The sequence below is a fragment of the Methylosinus sp. H3A genome (assembly GCF_015709455.1).
Taxonomy (GTDB): domain Bacteria; phylum Pseudomonadota; class Alphaproteobacteria; order Rhizobiales; family Beijerinckiaceae; genus Methylosinus.
Genome location: NZ_JADNQW010000005.1, coordinates 512,032 through 530,452, shown reverse-complemented (window position 1 = coordinate 530,452; position 18,421 = coordinate 512,032). Strand labels below are relative to the sequence as shown.

20 protein-coding genes are annotated in these 18,421 nt (G+C 64.6%); 16 read left to right on the top strand and 4 right to left on the bottom strand.

The window, feature by feature from the left end:
* Positions 1 to 95 precede the first annotated feature (95 nt).
* Both secY and IY145_RS05575 read left to right on the top strand, forming a co-directional pair.
* Positions 96 to 1,430 carry a preprotein translocase subunit SecY gene (gene secY / locus IY145_RS05580; protein ID WP_196407299.1) on the top strand — a complete coding sequence of 445 codons (1,335 nt, stop codon included), beginning with the start codon at positions 96 to 98 and terminating at the stop codon, positions 1,428 to 1,430.
* Positions 1,427 to 2,008 (top strand): adenylate kinase, encoded by a 582-nt coding sequence (locus IY145_RS05575; protein ID WP_196407298.1) that lies wholly within the window; start codon positions 1,427 to 1,429, stop codon positions 2,006 to 2,008. Before secY ends, IY145_RS05575 begins: the two co-directional genes overlap by 4 nt.
* A 132-nt stretch (positions 2,009 to 2,140) precedes the next feature.
* Here IY145_RS05575 and IY145_RS05570 read toward each other — a convergent pair whose 3' ends face one another.
* Positions 2,141 to 3,442, bottom strand: coding sequence for a metallophosphoesterase (locus IY145_RS05570; protein WP_196407297.1), 1,302 nt, complete (start codon positions 3,440 to 3,442; stop codon positions 2,141 to 2,143).
* A 119-nt stretch (positions 3,443 to 3,561) separates the two neighbouring features.
* On the opposite strand from IY145_RS05570, the gene IY145_RS05565 reads away from it, so the two are divergent.
* Complete coding sequence (locus IY145_RS05565; RefSeq protein WP_196407296.1) at positions 3,562 to 3,852, top strand: hypothetical protein; 291 nt, start codon at positions 3,562 to 3,564, stop codon at positions 3,850 to 3,852.
* A 65-nt stretch (positions 3,853 to 3,917) separates the two neighbouring features.
* Here the strand turns inward: IY145_RS05565 and IY145_RS05560 are convergent, their stop codons facing one another.
* The gene (locus IY145_RS05560; RefSeq protein WP_196407295.1) at positions 3,918 to 4,622 is read right to left on the bottom strand and encodes a phosphatase PAP2 family protein; all 705 of its coding nucleotides are present in this window, start codon (positions 4,620 to 4,622) and stop codon (positions 3,918 to 3,920) included.
* 123 nt (positions 4,623 to 4,745) lie between these two features.
* The gene (locus tag IY145_RS05555) at positions 4,746 to 5,624 is read right to left on the bottom strand and encodes a GyrI-like domain-containing protein (protein WP_196407294.1); all 879 of its coding nucleotides are present in this window, start codon (positions 5,622 to 5,624) and stop codon (positions 4,746 to 4,748) included.
* Between the two features lie 173 nt (positions 5,625 to 5,797).
* Here IY145_RS05555 and IY145_RS05550 point away from each other — a divergent pair, with 173 nt between their 5' ends.
* Complete coding sequence (locus IY145_RS05550) at positions 5,798 to 6,550, top strand: haloacid dehalogenase type II (RefSeq protein ID WP_196407293.1); 753 nt, start codon at positions 5,798 to 5,800, stop codon at positions 6,548 to 6,550.
* Between the two features lie 10 nt (positions 6,551 to 6,560).
* Here the strand turns inward: IY145_RS05550 and IY145_RS05545 are convergent, their stop codons facing one another.
* A complete protein-coding gene (locus tag IY145_RS05545; protein WP_196407292.1) occupies positions 6,561 to 7,529 on the bottom strand; it encodes a beta-ribofuranosylaminobenzene 5'-phosphate synthase family protein in 969 nt (322 codons plus the stop codon).
* Between the two features lie 174 nt (positions 7,530 to 7,703).
* Between IY145_RS05545 and IY145_RS05540 the strand changes: the two genes are divergently transcribed.
* The 12 genes from IY145_RS05540 to IY145_RS05485 all read left to right on the top strand — a co-directional run bounded on the left by IY145_RS05540 (position 7,704) and on the right by IY145_RS05485 (position 18,413).
* The gene (locus IY145_RS05540; protein WP_196407291.1) at positions 7,704 to 8,078 is read left to right on the top strand and encodes a 4a-hydroxytetrahydrobiopterin dehydratase; all 375 of its coding nucleotides are present in this window, start codon (positions 7,704 to 7,706) and stop codon (positions 8,076 to 8,078) included.
* Between the two features lie 90 nt (positions 8,079 to 8,168).
* On the top strand, positions 8,169 to 8,936 hold the full coding sequence (folP, locus tag IY145_RS05535) for a dihydropteroate synthase (RefSeq protein ID WP_196410418.1): 768 nt from the start codon (positions 8,169 to 8,171) through the stop codon (positions 8,934 to 8,936).
* On the top strand, positions 8,933 to 9,442 hold the full coding sequence (gene folK / locus IY145_RS05530; protein WP_196407290.1) for a 2-amino-4-hydroxy-6-hydroxymethyldihydropteridine diphosphokinase: 510 nt from the start codon (positions 8,933 to 8,935) through the stop codon (positions 9,440 to 9,442). The genes folP and folK overlap by 4 nt, the downstream gene beginning before the upstream one ends.
* A 565-nt stretch (positions 9,443 to 10,007) precedes the next feature.
* Positions 10,008 to 10,778 (top strand): bacterial ammonia monooxygenase, subunit AmoC, encoded by a 771-nt coding sequence (gene amoC / locus IY145_RS05525; RefSeq protein WP_196407289.1) that lies wholly within the window; start codon positions 10,008 to 10,010, stop codon positions 10,776 to 10,778.
* A gap of 259 nt (positions 10,779 to 11,037) precedes the next feature.
* Positions 11,038 to 11,796 carry a bacterial ammonia monooxygenase, subunit AmoA gene (amoA, locus tag IY145_RS05520; protein WP_196407288.1) on the top strand — a complete coding sequence of 253 codons (759 nt, stop codon included), beginning with the start codon at positions 11,038 to 11,040 and terminating at the stop codon, positions 11,794 to 11,796.
* Between the two features lie 161 nt (positions 11,797 to 11,957).
* Complete coding sequence (gene amoB / locus IY145_RS05515) at positions 11,958 to 13,253, top strand: bacterial ammonia monooxygenase, subunit AmoB (protein ID WP_196410417.1); 1,296 nt, start codon at positions 11,958 to 11,960, stop codon at positions 13,251 to 13,253.
* Between the two features lie 168 nt (positions 13,254 to 13,421).
* Entirely contained in the window at positions 13,422 to 14,000 is a 579-nt protein-coding gene (locus tag IY145_RS05510; RefSeq protein WP_196407287.1) for a hypothetical protein, read from the top strand.
* Positions 14,001 to 14,143: 143 nt separating this feature from the next.
* Positions 14,144 to 15,172 carry a sulfate ABC transporter substrate-binding protein gene (locus IY145_RS05505; RefSeq protein ID WP_196407286.1) on the top strand — a complete coding sequence of 343 codons (1,029 nt, stop codon included), beginning with the start codon at positions 14,144 to 14,146 and terminating at the stop codon, positions 15,170 to 15,172.
* 15 nt (positions 15,173 to 15,187) lie between these two features.
* Positions 15,188 to 16,054, top strand: a complete 867-nt coding sequence (gene cysT, locus IY145_RS05500; RefSeq protein ID WP_196407285.1) for a sulfate ABC transporter permease subunit CysT — start codon at positions 15,188 to 15,190, stop codon at positions 16,052 to 16,054.
* Complete coding sequence (gene cysW / locus IY145_RS05495) at positions 16,047 to 16,925, top strand: sulfate ABC transporter permease subunit CysW (RefSeq protein ID WP_196407284.1); 879 nt, start codon at positions 16,047 to 16,049, stop codon at positions 16,923 to 16,925. Before cysT ends, cysW begins: the two co-directional genes overlap by 8 nt.
* Positions 16,926 to 16,938: 13 nt before the next feature.
* Complete coding sequence (locus IY145_RS05490; RefSeq protein ID WP_196410416.1) at positions 16,939 to 18,021, top strand: sulfate/molybdate ABC transporter ATP-binding protein; 1,083 nt, start codon at positions 16,939 to 16,941, stop codon at positions 18,019 to 18,021.
* Between the two features lie 20 nt (positions 18,022 to 18,041).
* Positions 18,042 to 18,413 (top strand): VOC family protein, encoded by a 372-nt coding sequence (locus tag IY145_RS05485; protein ID WP_196410415.1) that lies wholly within the window; start codon positions 18,042 to 18,044, stop codon positions 18,411 to 18,413.
* Positions 18,414 to 18,421: the final 8 nt, after the last annotated feature.

The following is an 18,421-nucleotide window of genomic DNA, read 5'->3' as shown; positions in this document are numbered from 1 at the left end:
CCGAGAACGGAGCGCGGCGTCGCGGCGGGCAGCGCTGCGTCGCTTCGACGCTCGCTTAAAGAAACCGCGCGGCGCGCGACGAGGGAGCCTCGCCCATGGCATCGGCAGCCGAACAGCTTGCGGCCAACGTCAATTTTTCCGCGTTCAGCAAGGCGGATGAGCTCAAGAAACGCATCTGGTTCACGCTCGGCGCGCTGATCGTCTATCGTCTCGGCACTTATGTGCCGCTGCCGGGAATCGACCCGGACGCCTTCGCCAAGAGCTTCTTCGGCCAGTCGAAGGGTGTGCTCGAGCTGTTCAACATGTTCGCCGGCGGCGCCGTTCAGCGCAGCGCGATCTTCGCGTTGAACATCATGCCCTATATCTCCGCCTCCATCATCATCCAGCTGCTGACGACGGTCATTCCGTCGCTCGAGCAGGTGAAGAAGGAGGGCGAGCAGGGCCGCAAGGTTCTCAATCAATATACGCGCTATCTCACCGTCATTCTGGCGACCTTCCAAGCCTATGGCATGGCGATCGGCCTCGAGGGACAGCAGGGCGTCGTCACCGAGCCGGGCCTGTTCTTCCGGCTCACCACTGTGGTGACCCTGGTCGGCGGCACCATGTTCCTGATGTGGCTCGGCGAGCAGATCACCTCGCGCGGGATCGGCAACGGCTCTTCGCTCATCATTTTCGCGGGCATTGTCGCCGCCTTCCCGGCCGCGATCCTCAGCACGTTGGAGCTCGGCAAGCAGGGCGCGATCTCGACTGGCGTCATCCTCGGCGTGGTGGCGATGTCCTTCTTCGTCATCGCCTTCATCGTCTATATGGAGCGCGCGCAGAGGCGATTGCTCATCACCTATCCAAAGCGGCAGCACGGCAATCGCGTCTATGAGGGGCAGACGTCCTTCCTGCCGCTGAAGCTCAACACCTCCGGCGTCATTCCGCCGATCTTCGCCTCCTCGCTGCTGCTGCTGCCGACGACGATCGCCAATTTCTATCAGACGCAGGGCACGGACAATGTGTTTGCGACCATCTCGGCCTATTTCGGGCACGGGCGGCCGCTCTACATGCTGTCCTATGTGGGCCTGATCGTGTTCTTCGCCTTCTTCTATACGGCGATCGTCTTCAATCCGACGGAGACCGCCGACAATCTGAAGAAGCACGGCGGCTTCATCCCCGGCATCCGGCCGGGCGAGCGCACGGCGAAATTCATCGACGATGTGCTGATGCGCATCACCGTTCTCGGCGCCGCCTATCTGGCGATCATCTGCCTTCTGCCGGAGATGCTGATCTCCTATGCAAATCTTCCCTTCTATTTCGGCGGCACTTCGCTGCTCATCGTGGTGAGCGTGACGATGGATACGGTCGCGCAGGTCCATGGCCATCTCCAGGCCCATCAATATGAGGGCCTGATCCGCAAGACGAAACTACGCGGGCGACGCAAATGAGGCTGGTGCTGCTCGGACCGCCGGGCGCGGGCAAGGGCACGCAATCGGCTCGGCTCGTCGCGAAATATGCGATCCCTCAGCTCTCGACCGGCGACATGCTGCGCGCCGCCGTCGAGGCGAGGACGCCGATCGGGCTCGAGGCCAAGGAGATCATGGATCGCGGAGCGCTGGTGCCCGACGCGGTCGTGGTCGGCATCATCGGCCAGCGGATCAAAGAGAAGGACGCCGAGGACGGTTTCATCCTCGACGGCTTTCCGCGCACGGTCGCGCAAGCGCGCGCGCTCGATGAGCTGCTGGATCGCGAAGGGCTCGAGCTCGACGCCGTCATAGAGCTCAGCGTCGACGAGAACGCACTTCTCGCCCGCATGCAGAAAAGGGTCGAGGAGACGCGCGCCCGTGGCGGCGATGTTCGCGCCGACGATAATCCGGAGGCCTTCAAGACGCGTCTCGAGGCGTATCGGAGTCAGACCGCGCCGGTCTCGAATTATTACGCCGGCAAGGGTGGGCTGAAGCAGGTGGATGGCATGGAGCCGGTCGACGCCGTCAGCGCCGCGATCGAGCAGGCTCTTTTGCGCTGACCTGCGGCCCTCCTTCGCGTTCGCGTGATCGAATGCGTCACGCGAGCGGCGATGCTCCCCGATGGAACGAATCAGAGGCGACCCGAAGGTTCGCCTCTGATTGTCCCCTAGCTCTCGCGAGCCGTGGCGGCTTCAATCGCAGTCGATCTTTCGCCCGCGCAAATGGCAGCGCAGCAGCGGTTTTGCATGCGCGTCATAGTCGGTGACGATCCACTCGCCATCCCCGCGCTCGAAGATCGCGAAGCCGAAGGTGGCGGCGACGCCGCGACCCTGTTCCACATTCGCCTCGCCGATAGTCGTCCCGTCGAAATTGGCGGGGATATGCGGGTCCATCGCCGTTCCACCCACGCCCACGACGAATTGCGCAGGCCGATCCTCCCGAAAGCTCAACGCCTCGAAGGCGTGCAAATGGCCCGAGAGGATCGCCTGGACGCCCGGCGGTAGGCCGTCATGCGCCGCTGCGGCGAGGGTCTCGTTCACGCCGAGCGTTTCGCCCATTCGCGAACGGAACAGCGAAAATATCGGTTTGTGGAACGCATACCAGACCGGGCCGGGAACATCCTTCGCTATGGCCAGCTGCTTGCGCAGAAATGCGGCCTGCTCGCCGACGACGGTGCGTTCCTCCGCCTCGGTGGCGTCGAGAACGAACAGCGTCGGATCGTCGATATCGACTCGATACGCCTGCTCGCGCTCGACGCATCGACCATCCTCGGCGGGCGGGAGCGGCGAGAGCGCTCGGGTCCAGCCCTTGCCGGCGCGCGCGCAGATTTCATGATTGCCGCGCACGAGAACCCAGGGCGCCGCGCGGAGCAAAGCGCCGCCGGGCTCGAAGAAATCGGCTTTCCAGGTCGCCCAATTGTCGCCATGCGGAGAACCGGCGCAGCCCTTCACGCTCGCCGGGCAGGCCGTCTCGCGATAGTGATAGTCGCCGACATGGATAACGAGATCGGGCGCGAATTCCGCGGCCATATCGGCGGTGAGGCGGAAGGGCCAGGCGCGGATCGAATTGCAGTCCTGCAGGAACATGCCCTTGAGCCGGCAGCCCGTGTCCCCGAACACCAGAATCTTGTCGACGCGGGGCGGTGGAGGCGCGAGCGGAGCGCCGTCGATGGAGAGGCTTTTGGCGCCTTTCGGAACATTCACCGCGCAAATGGTGATCGGAAAGCCCTCGCCCGGCCGCGCGCGCGGCGTCATGACCACGGAATGTCCGTCGATCTCGGCCACGGGACAAGTGTCGTTCTGCGTGACCGCGCGCGCCTGCCAGCCGTCGGCGGAGGCCTGCAGCCAGCGATAGGCGTCGTCTGCGCGCGCCGGGGCGAGGATCGACGCAGCGATGAGGATGAGCAGAGACAGTGCGCCTACACGGAGAAATTCCCATCTGTCATTCTCGTCGAAAGGGTGGGATTTATATGGCGTTGCGTCGATAGGGGTCATCTTTTCGCCGGTTTCGGAAAGTTGTCTCGGGCTCGGCCGCTGCGAATCGAGCGTCGCATCGACGAAATCGCCGTCGGCCGGGCGCCTCGCATGGGCTCACACGGAGGGAAGGACACTCCATGAAGAAGATTTTCGTTCTGGCGGCGGCGTTGGCCATGGCCGCGCCGCTCGCGGGCTGCAATACGCCCGGTGAGCGCGCCGCAGGCGGCGCCTTGATCGGCGGAGCGGGTGGCGCGGCGATCGGCGCTGCGGCCTCCGGGGGCCGCGCGGGCGGCACGCTCGCGGGCGCGGCGATCGGCGCGGCGACGGGCGCCGTCGTCGGCGCGGCCACGGCGCCGCCGCAGCAGTGCGCCCGCTGGGGCTGGGACTATTACGGCAATCGCGTCTGCGTCGCCTATTACAATTACTGAATGAGAGAGGACGCGGAGCCCTGGGCTCCGCGTCCTTCGTTTTTTCTCGCGGCTGTCCCGCAGCATCAATCGGCGCGCGCCAGACCGAGCGCGCTGCGCAACTCGGCACGAGCGGCGGTCACCGCTTTGCGATAGTCCGGGTCGAGCTCGGTGATCGCATGCACCGCATAGGCGATCAGACGGGCCGCGGCGACGTCGCTCGGGAAATGCACGCCGCAGACGAGGCGGTTATGGGCGTAATCGTCGGCCCGCGCGAGAATTTCGTCGCGTCGCTCCGGCGCGAGATCGATCAGCGCCAGACCCATCAGATAGCCGACCGTCGTATGGCCGCTCGGATAGGAATCGTCTTTCGACTTGGTCTTGCATACGGGATGCAGAGTCTTGTCGACATTATAGGGGCGGATGCGGTGGAATGCCTCCTTGGCGGCGCCCGTATTGGCCGCTTCGTCCGCCTTCAGCCGCGCGCCGAGCGCCTCGACGGCCGGCAGGTTCTCCTTGGTGAATTTGTCGCCGAAAATGGTCTTGAACAGGAAGATCGTCTGATTCTCGTCGTCGGCCTTGGCGCGCGCGACGTCTTCCGCGGTGCGCGCGGCCTCGATGCGATGCAGTTCGGCGAGCTCCGCCTTCGAGGTCTCGGAATTGGGCGCCGGCGGAGTTGCGAGTATTTCGAGAGGGTGGCTCTGCTCCGGCGTGACGAAGCCCGCCTCGCGCGCGACGGCGGGCGCGCAGAGCACGGCGAAAACCAATATCGTTGCGGCTGTCTTCTTCATTTATGATGGTCCCGGCGGCCGTCGTTCGATGTCTCGCGCGGTCCCCGGGCCGCCCGGCCGCGCGCTCGGGGTGGAGCTTTCTAGCCGAAATTCGATGTCGGCGCGATGATCGCTTTTCTGCGATCATTCGATCGGCAGGAACAGATCGGTGACCGTCTCATGCTCGGGCGCATCGGGATAGAAGCTGATCCGCTGACAGAACAGTGGAAAGTCGCGAGGTTCCTCGCCGCTCGACGGCAGCCAGTCGCGATAGAGGAACAGCGCTGGCCGCTCCAGATTTTCGCTGGAGCCGATGACGCGCAGAACCGCGCAGCGTCCGCCCGCTATCAGTCCGGCGGCCACGCCCTGCGCATTGGCTTCGATCGGACGATTCGTAGCGGCGCAGAGATCGAGACGGAACTCCTCCGGCGGCGTGGTCCGCGGGTCGCAATGAAAAATCGTGAAGGTCGCGGCGACGTCGCGTCCGAGTCCGGCGGCTCTGCGCCAGTCGATGAAGCGCCGCACCGTCGCATAGACCAGGGCCGGATCGCCTCTATGCGTCAGAATGGCGACATGCGTCGCCGGAAAATCTCGAATGATCACATCGGTCGGGGAATATGTCATGTCTGCGCTCCTGGCTCTGTCCAGCGGCTCCAAGGCCGCGAGCCACGGCTCCCAGTCGGGAGATTTGCGGAAGGCCGATGGCGCTTGCCCGACGCAATCCCGAAAGGCGCGGGCGAACGCGTCCGGCGCCTCATAGCCGGCGTCCATGGCGATCTCGGTCACATTGGCGTCATTGCGAAAGGCCAGCCGATAGGACGCCCGCTTCATGCGGGCGAGCTGGACATAGCGATGCGCCGAGAGGCCGAAAGTCGCGCTGAACTGCCGGTGGAAATGATGCTTCGAGAAAGCCGCCACGCCGCTGAGAGTCGCCAGGCTCAGATCCTCGTCGAGGCGCCGGTCGATATAGTCCAGCACGCGTCGCATCCTCGCGTGGTAATTCTCCAGCGGCGTTTTCGTCATCGCGTCCTCCGTGGCGCTTTCATCTAGGGGAGCGCCTCGGCTGCCCGCTCGACCGATCTTGCTGTCTCGCGGGCGGGCCATGAAATTTCTCGCCGACCGAATGAAACAGGAGACGGGCCGCCGTCGAACCTCGGAGAGCGCGGCGCGCGGGCCGCGCTCGTGGAGAAGCCGTCATGAAATTCCTCAGAGTCTTTTTCTTCCTCCTCTGTGCGGCGCCATTGGGGCCCGCACGGGCGGAGGAGCCGCCGACGCCGCGCTTCAAGGCCGTGGCTTTCGACTATTTCGTGCTGTTCGACCCCAATTCGGTGATCCCGGCGGTGGAGGCGGCCTATCCGGGCAAAGGCGCGGAATTCACCAAGCTCTGGCGCGCCAAGCAGTTCGAATATTGCTTTTTGCGATCGATCACGGATCGGCACGAGGATTTTTTCCAAGTGACGGACGACGCTCTGTCCTATGCGGCGGAAGCGATGAAGCTCGATCTACCGTCGGAGACGCGCAAGCGGCTGCTGAACGCCTATCTGACCCTCGCTCCCTGGCCTGACACGCTCGATGCGCTGCGTCGGTTGAAAGCGGCCGGCGTGCGCATCGTCACCATCGCGAATTTCAGCGGAAAAATGTTGCAGGCCAATGCGGCGGGCGCGGGCCTGACCGGCTTTTTCGAGGAATTGCTGAGCACGGAGGCGAACAAGACCTATAAGCCCGATCCGCGGGCCTATGCGCTCGGAATGGAGCGGCTGAAGCTCCCTAAGGAGGATATTCTATTCGCCGCCTTCGGCAGCTGGGACGCCTATGGGGCCAAGGCCTTCGGCTATCGAACGATCTGGGTGGATCGCTTCGGTCTGCCGGCCGAGAAGCTCGGCGTCGCGCCCGATAAAATCTCGCCGGATATGAAAGGGCTGCTGGAGCTCGTTCTGGGGCGCTCGTGAAACCGGGGCCTCACGCGATATCGGCGTAGACCGCGTCGATTCGCGCCCCGCGGTCCGCCCCTGCGACGACCGCGAGGGACAATCCGGCAGCCTCGGCCGCGCCGCGCGCGAGCGCCTCGAGGCGGCGGGCCTCGGCCTCATTGGGCGCGAAGGCGAAGCCGGTCGGTCCCCATGAGGTCTGGCCGACTCCCGTCCCGCCCACCGCCGCCAACCGGGCGAGCAGGCCCTCCACAGCCGCGCTGGTGAAGCGACGCCCGCCCTGCGCCGGCGCGAAATAATCCCCGACAATGGCCTGAATCGCCGTGATCGCCGCGCCGAAAGCGGCGAAATCCGTTTCCGCCGCCGCCGGCAGCGCCTGCATCAGCACGAGCCGGCACAATTTCCCGGCGTCCTCCTCGGAGAACGGCGGCAGCTCGGCGAAGGCCTTGCGCTCCTCGGCGCCGTGCAGGCCGGTCGCGGCCGGGTCGGACACGAGCAGAATGCGCCACGCCTCGGGGAAGGCGAGGCGCGAGACGACAGGCGGCGTCGTCGTATTCGCGCCGCGACCGCCGTCGACGACGAGGCCGCCGCGCGTGAACAATCCGGCTCCCAGACCCGAGCGCGCGCCGCGCTGCAGCAGAGCGGCGTCGGCCTGCGTATCCTGCGGCAAATCCTCGATGCGGCGCAGCGCGGCGGCGATGGCCAGCGCGAGCTGTGTGCCCGAGCCGAGGCCGGAATGCGGCGGAATCGCCCGCTCTAACGTCAGTCGGTAGCCTTTGCCGGGCGCGAGCGCGGCGACGGCTTTCTCCAGCAATGCGCGGGCGCGTTCGGCGTCGGGGCCCGCAGCCTCGATCGTCTCGGCCGGCTGCAAGGTCAGACGTGTCGCCGGCGCGTCGATGGAGACGCCGAGCCCGCCGAAGCTGCGGCCGAGCGCGCCATTCATGTCCAGGAATCCGAGATGCAGTCTCGCCGCGGCGACGACGCTCACGCTGATCGGCATGGAGCCTCATTTTCGGACTTTACGCGGAATATCCGCTATATCTCGCGTCCCGGCGCGGTTTCACGCCGTCGTCGACAGGGCGCACGCTCGACTAGGCCGAGTAAGGCGCCGCGCGTGCGAAGGCAAGAGCTCGCCCGAAAGACCAGCGAGCGACGAGCGAGAGAGGGGAACGCCATGGCCGCCCAGGAGCGCGTTTATTCGCAAGAGGAGATCGCCGCCCGCCTCGCCGCCGAGCTGCCGCACTGGCGGTTCGAGAACGGTTGGATTCGTCGCAAATTCAAGACTCACGGCTGGAAGGGCACGCTGATGGTCGTCAATACGGTCGGCCATCTCGCCGAGGCCGCCTGGCACCATCCGGACATCGCCGCCTCCTACGCCTTCGTCGAGGTGAAATTGATGACGCATACGGCCAAGGGCGTGACCGACAAGGATTTCGAGCTCGCTCGCAAGATCGAGGAGGTCGTCTCCTGGCGTCCGGGCAAGGACGGCGGCGCGCTCGAGGGAACGCCGGAGAGCGACCAGCGCTTCGCCTATATCAAATACGACTGATCGAAACTTCCCCTGGAGACGAGAGTGACGACGACGAGAGAGACGTCGCGCGAGCAATTTTTTTCGCTCGTCGAGACGCGGCCGGTCATCATGGGCATCGTCAATGTGACGCCCGATTCCTTTTCCGACGGCGGCCGCTTCTTCGCGCCAGAGGCCGCGCTGGCGCAGGCGAAGAAGCTCGCCGCCGACGGCGCCGATATCGTCGACGTCGGCGCCGAGTCGACGCGGCCGGGCCACACGCCGCTCACGGCGGAAGAAGAGTGGACGCGGCTCGCGCCGCTGCTCGACGCGCTCGTCTCGCAAAGCGGCGTTCCGGTCTCGATCGACACCTATAAAGCGCAGACGGCGCGCCGCGCGCTCGCCGCCGGCGTCACGATCATAAATGATATCTGGGGCTTGCAGCGCGATCCCGATATGGCGCCGGCGATCGCGGAGGCGGGCGCCGGCGTCGTCGCGATGCATAATCGCGCCGAGGTCGAGCCCCAGCTCGACATCGTCTCGGATATGCAGGCCTTTTTCGAGCGCTCGCTGGAGATCGCCGCGGCGGCTGGCGTGCCGGAGTCCCGCATGATCCTCGATCCCGGCGTCGGCTTCGGCAAGACCCGCGAGCAGGATTTCGCAGCCTTGCGGGCGGTTCCCGAGCTACTGCGATTCGGGCGGCCGGTGCTGATCGGCGTGTCGCGAAAACGGCTCTTCGGAGCGCTGCTCGGAGCGGAGGTCGACGCGCGGCTCATCGCGACCGTGGCGGCGAATCTCATCGCGGCGATGGATGGGGCGCGGATCTTCCGCGTTCATGACGCGGCCGAGCACAGGGCCGCTTTCGCCGTGCTCGACACTCTGACCAAGGGACGACTATGACGACGGCTGAGACACGGGTCGGCTTCGGCTTCGGCAGCAATCTCGGGGATAAGCCCGCCAATATTCGGAGGGCGGTGGCGCTCGTCGGCGAGCGCGGCGTCGCCCGTCTCGACGCCGTCTCCCGCATCTATCGAACGCCGCCTTGGGGAGACCTGGACCAGGGCGATTTCGCCAATGCCTGCGCGCTCGGTTGGACCGCGCTCTCGCCCTATGAGCTCCTGGCCGCGGTCAAGACCATCGAAGCGGATATGGGCCGCACCGCGACGCGTCGCTGGGGACCGCGGCTCATCGACGTCGACATTCTTTTTCTGGGCGACCACACATTGGACGATCCAGAGCTGACCTTGCCCCATAAAGAGTTGTTTGCGCGGGCTTTCGTGCTGAAGCCGCTGGCCGAGATCGCCGGCGGCCTCACGCTCGACGGAATGTCGGTCGCGCGCGCGGCCGAAGCGACCGCCGCGGATGGGATCGGAATCTGGGACGAAAAGTCCACCGACGCCGAATGAGCTATGACGCCACAGCCTGAAAGGGTAGCTGCGTCATCCATACGGGCAGGGTATCGGACGCGGCCTCAAAAAAGCGCATAACTATATGTATTTATTGCATATATAGATTGATCGAAGAATTCTATATATGCGCTTATGGGTGGGTAGTATGATTGCGTAGGTGAAGCCATGCCTGCCCAAAAAAGCTCTCGATACCCTTCAATAGATTGTCGTATACTACCCTATTGGATATTGTCATTATGGGGCGGAACGGAAATGGTTGCGGCTCGCCGAACGGGGGCGTTTCGGATGTTTTGGCGCTGGGAGGCGCGGGCGTTCGAGGTTTTCGTTTCGCGCGGCGATTTCGAAAGAATTCGTCACCGAGCAAACAAGAAGAAAGCCGCCGGTCGGTCCTTTTGAGGTTCGGCGCGACGGTGAGAACGGGAGGTCGGGACGGCGCTTCGTCCGACGAGAAGAAGCGACTGCGACGACATCAACCGCGGAGACGAAGGCGCGTGCCGAGCAGGGAGGCGGGACGCGGCGAAATCGCTTCGAGAATCCCTGGGAGCACTTAGGAGGAATTGAGATGAGCGTAACGACAGAGACATCGGCCGGCGCAGCCGCCGGCTCAGATGCCATCGTGGACCTGAAGGGCATGTGGATCGGGATCACGGTGCTCAACGTTTTTTATCTGTTCATCCGCATTTATGAGCAGATCTTCGGCTGGCGCGCGGGCCTCGACTCGTTCGCTCCGGAGTTTCAGACCTATTGGCTGACGATGCTGTGGACGGAAATTCCGCTGGAGCTCGTGGCCGGTCTCGGCCTCGCCGGCTATCTGTGGAAGACCCGCGACCGCAACGTCGACGCGGTGGCTCCGCGCGAAGAGCTGCGCCGCCATGTCGTTCTGCTGCAGTGGCTGACGGTCTATGCGGTGGCGATCTACTGGGGCGCGAGCTTCTTCACGGAGCAGGACGGCACCTGGCACATGACGGTGATTCGCGACACGGACTTCACGCCGTCGCACATCATCGAGTTCTATCTGAGCTACCCGATCTACTCGATCATGGGCGTGGGCTCGTTCTTCTATGCGAAGACCCGCATCCCGTTCTTCGCTCACGGCTACTCGCTGGCGTTCCTGATCGTCGCCATCGGCCCGTTCATGATCATCCCGAACGTCGGTCTCAACGAGTGGGGCCACACCTTCTGGTTCATGGAAGAGCTTTTCGTCGCTCCGCTGCATTGGGGCTTCGTGTTCTTCGGCTGGATGGCGCTCGGCGTGTTCGGCGTGGTGCTGCAGATCCTGGCCGGCGTGAAGCGCCTGCTGGGCAAGGACGGCGTCGCGGCGCTGATCGGCTGATAAGAGCCTGAACGAGGCCGCCCGCGCGCTGCGCGGACGGCCGCCTCCGGCGACGACTTTTCCGAATGCTCCCGGAACAAAGACTTCGTCCGGACGGCCGCGCTGCGCGGCGGTTCGGGCGGGGTTTGGGCGAAGGGCGCGCCGGGCGGAGAGCCGGAGAGACGCATTCCAAAGGACAATCCGGCGCGAGAGAGCCGGAGACAGGTCTCGAGACGCCGGCGTCGAGACGCCGGACGGACAGACACCAAGGAGAAGAGTGATGTCTACATCGAAGAGCGGGGGGGCTATCGGGCCTTTCCATTCCATCGCGGAAGCGGCGGGATGCGTTAAGACGTCCGACTGGCTGATTTTGACGCTGCTGTTTCTGGCAGTGCTGGGCGGCTATCACATTCACTTCATGCTGACGGCTGGCGACTGGGACTTCTGGGTCGACTGGAAAGACCGTCGTATGTGGCCGACTGTCATCCCGATCCTGGGCGTGACCTTCGCGGCTGCGGCGCAGGCGTTCCTGTGGGAGAACTTCAAGCTCCCGTTCGGCGCGACCTTCGCGGTGCTCGGCCTTCTGATCGGCGAGTGGATCAACCGCTATGTGAACTTCTGGGGCTGGACCTACTTCCCGATCAGCCTGGTGTTCCCGTCGGCTCTGGTCGTTCCGGCTCTGTGGCTGGACATCATCCTGCTGCTGTCGGGCTCCTATGTGATCACGGCTGTGGTCGGCGCTCTGGGCTGGGGTCTGCTGTTCTACCCGAACAACTGGCCGGCGATCGCCGCCTTCCACCAGGCGACGGAGCAGCATGGTCAGCTTATGTCGCTGGCCGATCTGATCGGCCTCCACTTCGTCCGCACCTCGATGCCGGAATATATCCGCATGGTCGAGCGCGGCACGCTGCGCACCTTCGGTAAGGACGTCGTGCCTGTGGCCGCGTTCTTCTCGGGCTTCGTGTCGATGCTCGTGTACTTCCTGTGGTGGTTCGTCGGCAAGTGGTACTCCACCACGAAGGTGATCACCAAGATCTGATCGACCGCGAGGTCGTGGATCACGAGATCCCTCACGCGAGGAGGGGCGGCTGCGAAGGGCTCCTGCAAGAGAGTCCGGGACCGAGCCGCTCCCGACAAGGACGACAGCGGACGATCGGCCCGCAGGGCTGGTCCGCGAAGAGAAACTTGGGAGGTTGTTCCATGAAACTGTTGGAGAGAATGGCCGTGCTGGCGACCGGACGGGTCGCTCGGCTCTTCGGCCTGGGCATGGCGGCTGCGGTCGTCGCAACGATGGGCTCCGTCGCTCCGGCGTCGGCGCATGGCGAGAAGTCGCAGCAGGCGTTCCTGCGCATGCGCACGCTGAACTGGTATGACGTGAAGTGGTCGAAGACCTCTCTGAACGTCAACGAGTCGATGGTGCTTTCGGGCAAGGTGCATGTGTTCTCGGCTTGGCCGCAGGCCGTCGCGAACCCGAAGTCGTCGTTCCTGAACGCCGGCGAGCCGGGCCCGGTTCTGGTGCGCACGGCGCAGTTCATCGGCGAGCAGTTCGCTCCGCGCTCGGTTTCGCTGGAGGTCGGCAAGGACTATGCGTTCCAGATCGATCTGAAGGCGCGCCGCGCGGGCCGTTGGCACGTTCATGCGCAGATCAACGTCGAAGGCGGCGGCCCGATCATCGGACCCGGCCAGTGGATCGAGATCAAGGGCGACATGGCGGACTTCCGCGACCCTGTCACGCTGCTGGACGGCACGACCGTGGACCTCGAGACCTACGGCATCGACCGCATCTACGCCTGGCACTTCCCGTGGATGATCGCGGCTGCGGCCTGGATCCTCTACTGGTTCTTCAAGAAGGGCATCATCGCTTCCTACCTGCGCATCAGCGAAGGCAAGGACGATGAGCAGATCGGCGACGACGACCGTCGCGTCGGCGCGATCGTTCTCGCTGTGACGATCCTGGCGACGATCATCGGCTATGCTGTGACGAACAGCACCTTCCCGCGCACGATCCCGCTTCAGGCCGGCTTGCAGAAGCCGCTGACGCCGATCATCGAGGAAGGCACCGCCGGCGTGGGAACCAAGGTTGTTCTCGCCGACCTCAAGGGCGGCGTCTACAAGGTTCCGGGCCGCGAGCTGACGATCCAGGTCAAGATCACCAACAAGACGGACGAGCCGCTGAAGCTCGGCGAATATACGGCTGCCGGCCTTCGCTTCCTGAACCCCGACGTGTTCACGACGAAGCCCGAGTTCCCGGACTATTTGCTGGCCGACCGCGGTCTGTCGACCGATCCGACGCCGATCGCGCCGGGCGAGACGAAGACGATCGAGATCAAGGTTCAGGACGCCCGTTGGGACATCGAGCGTCTCTCGGATCTGGCCTATGACACGGACAGCCAGATCGGCGGTCTGCTGATGTTCTTCGGCCCGTCGGGCAAGCGCTACGCCACCGAAATCGGCGGCCCGGTCATTCCGAAGTTCGTCGCCGGCGACATGCCCTGATCGAACCGCGTTTCGACCCTGAAATATCCGCCGGCCGGGCCTTGCGCCCGGCCGGTTCTTTTTGTGAGCGTCCCTCTCCACTTCTGCGTCGCGCGCGGCTCCTTGCAAGCAAAGCGAGACCGGATTAAGTCCAATCGAGACCTCTCGGCGCTCATCGAGGGACAGAGCATGTCGAGTCGCTGTTTATCCCAATCGCTCTTGCTGGCCTCGCTCATCGCGGCGAGCGCCGCGCCGACCGCATCGGCGCGCGGCGATCTCGTTCCCGACAAAGACAGCTGCGTGCTCAAGATCGGCCCGGAGCTCATGTATTTCGCAGGCTATCAACCGGGCGACGCGCAGCAACGCAAATTCTGCGAAGACGCCCCCCGCTTGGGGGAGACGATTTTCGTTTTCGACTACGCCGCTCCCGAACTGCGCGAAATGAAGGCCGGATTCCGCATATTGCGCCAGACCGACGATGGCGAAGATCCTATCGTCACAGAGGCGACGACCGCCGCGTTCCTCGCGCCGCAGATCTATCCCAAGGGGACATTTTCCTTCGCGCATGTTTTCGCCGAGCCGGGCGACTTCGTGGGAGTCGTCACCGTCGACGGCTCCGCCGGCGAGCATTGGACCGCCCGCTTTCCTTTTTCCGTGGGCAAGCGTCGTTTCGAGATCAGCCCCTATTATCTGATCGCCGCCGCCGGGCTGCTCGCCTTGCTTTTGTTCGTCTCTGGCCGCAAGCAGCCGACCCGCGCGCGGCGCTGACGGCGTCGATCGGGCGCCCCGCATCTCCTGTCAAAAAAAGCCTGAAAACACCGCTCTCCGAGCGGGCGTCCCCGTTTACAGCTCCGTGGAAATAGATTAGTCCATAAAATGACTGAATTTATAGACCATAGAAGGAGACCAGTATGCGGAGCGTTTCAATCTCGCGGCGCAGCCTCGGGGCGGCCATCGCCATTGCGGCGAGCCTGTCGATCCTCGTCGACGCCACGGCGCAGGCCGCGACGGCGCTGCTCAATGTCTCCTATGACCCCACGCGCGAGCTCTATAAGGCGATCAATCCCGCATTCATCGCCGATTGGAAGGCGAAGACCGGCGAGACGATCGAGCTCCAGGCGTCCCACGCCGGCTCCGGCGCCCAGGCGCGCGCGGTGATCGACGGGCTTTCCGCCGATGTCGTGACGCTGGCCCTCGCCGCGGATATCGACGCGATCGTGAACAAAACCGGCAAGATCGCGCCCGATTGGCAGAAGAAGCTGCCGAACAACGCCTCGCCCTACACGTCGACGATCGTCTTCCTCGTTCGCAAGGGCAATCCGAAGAAGATCAAGAATTGGGACGATCTCGCCAAGCCCGGCGTCGCCGTCATCACGCCCAATCCGAAGACGTCGGGCGGCGCGCGCTGGAACTATCTCGGCGCCTGGGGCTATGCGCTCAAGAAATTCAACGGCGACGAGGCGAAGACGAAGGATTTCGTCAAGGCGATCTACAAGAATGCGCCTGTGCTGGACACCGGCGCGCGCGGTTCCACGATCACCTTCGCCCAGCGCGGGCTCGGCGACGTGCTGATCGCCTGGGAGAACGAGGCTTTCCTCGCCTCCGAGGAGTTCGGCAAGGACAAATTCGAGATCATCGTTCCCTCGACCTCCGTCCTCGCCGAGCCGCCGGTAGCCGTCGTCGACGGCAATGTCGACGCCAAAGGCACGCGCAAGGCGGCGGAGGCCTATCTGAACTTCCTCTACACGCCGGCCGCGCAGGCGATCATCGCCAAGAATTATTATCGCCCCGCGCATCCGGAGTTCGCGGCGAAGGAAGATCTGAAGCGCTTGCCGAAGCTCGATCTGTTCACCGTCGATCAGGTCTTCGGCGGCTGGACGAAAGCGCAGAAGACGCATTTCGCCGACGGCGGCGTGTTCGACGAAATCCAGAAGCAATAGAGCGCGAGACCGCATATGAGCGCCGCAGCGCCCGTCGTGAAGAAGAAGGCTCGGAGCTTCAAGGCTCCGAGCGTCATTCCGGGATTCGGAGCGACTTTCGGCTTCACCATTTTCTATCTGAGCCTCATCGTCCTGTTCCCGCTGTCGCTGCTCATCATCCGCGCCTCGGAGCTCGGACTCGCAGGGCTCTATGGAATCGCCGTCGAGCCGCGCGTGGCCGCCGCCTTGCGCACGAGCTTCTTCATCTCCTTCGCCGCCGCGGCGATCGACGTCGTCTTCGGCCTCGTCGCCGCCTGGGTGCTGACCCGCTATGAATTTCCGGGCCGGCGCTTTCTCGACGCCATCGTCGATCTGCCTTTCGCTCTGCCCACGGCGGTCGCCGGCATTGCGCTCGCGGCGCTCTATGCGCCCAATGGCTGGCTCGGCGAGCCGCTCGCCGATTACGACATAAAGATCGCCTTCACGCGCTGGGGCATTCTGGTCGCGCTGGTGTTCGTGGGCTTGCCTTTCGTCGTGCGCACGGTGCAGCCGCTGCTCGCGGAGATCGACGCCGAGCTCGAGGAGGCGTCGGCGACGCTCGGCGCGAGCCGCGCGCAGACGATTTGGCGCGTGCTGCTGCCGCCGATCCTGCCGGCGCTGCTCACCGGCTTCGCGCTGGCTTTCGCGCGCAGCGTCGGCGAATATGGATCGGTGATCTTCATCGCCGGCAATCTCGCCTATATCTCGGAAATCGCGCCCTTGCTGATCATCGTCAAGCTGGAGCAGTTCGATTACGCCGGCGCCACGGGCATTGCGACGATCATGCTCGCGATCTCCTTTTCCGTGCTCCTCGCGATCAATCTGATCCAAGCGTGGAGCCAGAGGAGATTCGGCCATGTCTGAGGCGCTCGCTTCCGCCGTTCCGATCTCTGCGCCGCGCAGCGTGACAGAGGAGACTCCGTTCACGCGCTATTTGTTGATCGGCGTCTCAGTGGCCTTTCTCGGCCTGTTCCTGCTGATGCCGCTCGCCGTCGTCTTCACCGAGGCCTTAGCCAAGGGCGCGGGCGCCTTTTTCACGACCTTCGACGAGCCGGATGCGCGCGCCGCGATCCGCCTCACTCTGATCGTCGCGGCGTTCGTCGTGCCGCTCAACGCCCTCTTCGGCCTCTGCGCGGCCTGGGCGATCGCAAAATTCTCCTTTCCCGGCAAGAGCGTGCTGATCACGCTCATCGATCTGCCTTTCTCCGTTTCGCCGGTCGTTTCCGGTCTCGTCTATGTGCTCGTCTTCGGATCGCAGGGACTTCTCGGGCCCTTTTTGTCCGCGCATGGAATTCAGGTGGTCTTCGCCATTCCGGGCATTGTTCTCGCGACGATCTTCGTCACCTTCCCCTTTGTCGCGCGCGAGCTGATCCCGCTCATGCAGGAGCAGGGAACGGTGGAGGAGGAGGCGGCGCTGACGCTCGGGGCGAGCGGCTTCCGCACTTTTCTCACGGTGACATTGCCCAACATCAAATGGGGCCTGCTCTATGGCGTGCTCCTCGCCAACGCCCGCGCCATGGGCGAGTTCGGCGCGGTGTCGGTCGTCTCGGGCCATATTCGCGGCCTGACCAATACGATACCTCTCCAGGTGGAGATCCTCTACAATGAGTATAACATCGTCTCGGCGTTCGCCCTCGCCTCCCTCCTGGCTGGGCTGGCTCTCGTCACTCTTGGATTCAAGACGTTTCTCGAATGGCGCTTCGCCGGTCAAATCGCCGGTCGACGCCGTCACTGAGGATGCGCCGCATCTGCAGGGCGTCGAGATTCGCATCGAGGGCGTCGAGAAAGATTTCGGCGATTATCCTGCGTTGCGCGACGTCAATCTGACGATTGCGCGCGGCGAGCTCGTTGCTCTGCTCGGACCGTCGGGCTCGGGCAAGACCACGCTGCTGCGCGCCATCGCCGGGCTCTCCTCTCCCGAGCGCGGCCGCATTTTCTTCGACGGCGAGGACGCCACGACGCTTTCCGTGCAGGAGCGGCGCGTCGGCTTCGTGTTCCAGAACTATGCGCTGTTCAAGCATCTGACCGTCGCCGGCAATATCGCCTATGGGCTGAAGGTGCGTCCGCGCCGTTCGCGTCCCTCCCGCGCGGAGATTGTCGAGCGCGCGAGAAAGCTGCTCGAATTCGTGCAGCTCGACGGGCTCGGCGCGCGCTATCCGGCGCAGCTCTCCGGCGGTCAGCGGCAGCGCGTGGCGCTCGCACGCGCGCTCGCCATCGAGCCGCGCGTGCTGTTGCTGGACGAGCCTTTCGGCGCGCTCGACGCGCGCGTGCGCAAGGATTTGCGCCGCTGGCTGCGCGACGTGCATCGCCAGACCGGGCTGACCACCGTCTTCGTGACCCACGACCAGGATGAGGCGATGGAGCTCGCCGATCGCGTCGTCGTGCTGGACAAGGGCCGTATCGAGCAGATCGGCACGCCGGACGAGCTCTATGACCGGCCGGCTTCGCCCTTCGTGCTCTCCTTTGTCGGCGAGGCGCTGGCGCTGCCGGTGCAGGTCGCCGACGGCAAGGTGATCTTTCAGGGCAAGGAGCTGCACGTCTCCTCGGAAAATCTGCGCAACGGACCGGCGCGCGTCTATTTCCGTCCCGCCGATATCGCTCTGCACGGGGGCTCGATCGGCGCGCTCGAGGGGCGCGTCGAGGCGGTGCGCCGCACGGCGGCCGGCCTGCGCGCCTCGATCTCCATTCCCGGCTACGACCAGACGGTCGAGGTCGACACGGATGACCGCGAGGGCGCGAAGCTCGGCAGCAGCGTGCCGCTGTCGCTGAACAATGTGCGGATTTTCTCGACGGCGGCCGAGGAGACGCTCGGCGACGGCGCTGGGATCTGAGGGGGCCCAGCGGCTGGATGATGATCTGCCATCTGTCCATCGGCGTGTCCGATCTCGGGCAGGCGGTGGTGTTTTATGACGCCATCCTTGCCGCGCTCGGCTTTGTGCGGCTCTACACCGGACCCAAGTCGGTCGGCTATGGGACGCCGGACGGGCGTGAGCCTTTTGCTCTGAAGCAACGCTCGGCGTCCGACATAGGCGTCGACGCGGGCTTTCATCTGGCTTTCGTCGCCCCAACTCCTGAGGCCGTTCGCGCTTTCCATGCCGAGGCGCTCGCGCACGGCGCGCAGGACGACGGAGCGCCCGGCCTGCGGCCGCACTATGGGCCGAGCTACTACGCCGCTTTCGTTATCGATCTCGACGGACACCGGCTGGAAGCGGTATGCCAGTAGCTTTGCCG

Excerpts from the sequence above, each read along its gene's own strand:
- IY145_RS05545 (WP_196407292.1), bottom strand. The coding sequence starts at position 7,529 with ATGCCGATCAGCGTGAGCGTCGTCGCCGCGGCGAGACTGCATCTCGGA.
- folK (WP_196407290.1), top strand. The coding sequence starts at position 8,933 with ATGACGACGGCTGAGACACGGGTCGGCTTCGGCTTCGGCAGCAATCTC.
- IY145_RS05540 (WP_196407291.1), top strand. The coding sequence starts at position 7,704 with ATGGCCGCCCAGGAGCGCGTTTATTCGCAAGAGGAGATCGCCGCCCGC.
- IY145_RS05555 (WP_196407294.1), bottom strand. The coding sequence starts at position 5,624 with ATGACGAAAACGCCGCTGGAGAATTACCACGCGAGGATGCGACGCGTG.
- cysW (WP_196407284.1), top strand. The coding sequence starts at position 16,047 with ATGTCTGAGGCGCTCGCTTCCGCCGTTCCGATCTCTGCGCCGCGCAGC.
- IY145_RS05570 (WP_196407297.1), bottom strand. The coding sequence starts at position 3,442 with ATGACCCCTATCGACGCAACGCCATATAAATCCCACCCTTTCGACGAG.
- secY (WP_196407299.1), top strand. The coding sequence starts at position 96 with ATGGCATCGGCAGCCGAACAGCTTGCGGCCAACGTCAATTTTTCCGCG.
- amoA (WP_196407288.1), top strand. The coding sequence starts at position 11,038 with ATGTCTACATCGAAGAGCGGGGGGGCTATCGGGCCTTTCCATTCCATC.
- amoC (WP_196407289.1), top strand. The coding sequence starts at position 10,008 with ATGAGCGTAACGACAGAGACATCGGCCGGCGCAGCCGCCGGCTCAGAT.
- folP (WP_196410418.1), top strand. The coding sequence starts at position 8,169 with ATGGGCATCGTCAATGTGACGCCCGATTCCTTTTCCGACGGCGGCCGC.
- IY145_RS05505 (WP_196407286.1), top strand. The coding sequence starts at position 14,144 with ATGCGGAGCGTTTCAATCTCGCGGCGCAGCCTCGGGGCGGCCATCGCC.
- IY145_RS05565 (WP_196407296.1), top strand. The coding sequence starts at position 3,562 with ATGAAGAAGATTTTCGTTCTGGCGGCGGCGTTGGCCATGGCCGCGCCG.
- IY145_RS05485 (WP_196410415.1), top strand. The coding sequence starts at position 18,042 with ATGATCTGCCATCTGTCCATCGGCGTGTCCGATCTCGGGCAGGCGGTG.
- IY145_RS05550 (WP_196407293.1), top strand. The coding sequence starts at position 5,798 with ATGAAATTCCTCAGAGTCTTTTTCTTCCTCCTCTGTGCGGCGCCATTG.
- IY145_RS05510 (WP_196407287.1), top strand. The coding sequence starts at position 13,422 with ATGTCGAGTCGCTGTTTATCCCAATCGCTCTTGCTGGCCTCGCTCATC.
- cysT (WP_196407285.1), top strand. The coding sequence starts at position 15,188 with ATGAGCGCCGCAGCGCCCGTCGTGAAGAAGAAGGCTCGGAGCTTCAAG.
- IY145_RS05575 (WP_196407298.1), top strand. The coding sequence starts at position 1,427 with ATGAGGCTGGTGCTGCTCGGACCGCCGGGCGCGGGCAAGGGCACGCAA.
- amoB (WP_196410417.1), top strand. The coding sequence starts at position 11,958 with ATGAAACTGTTGGAGAGAATGGCCGTGCTGGCGACCGGACGGGTCGCT.
- IY145_RS05560 (WP_196407295.1), bottom strand. The coding sequence starts at position 4,622 with ATGAAGAAGACAGCCGCAACGATATTGGTTTTCGCCGTGCTCTGCGCG.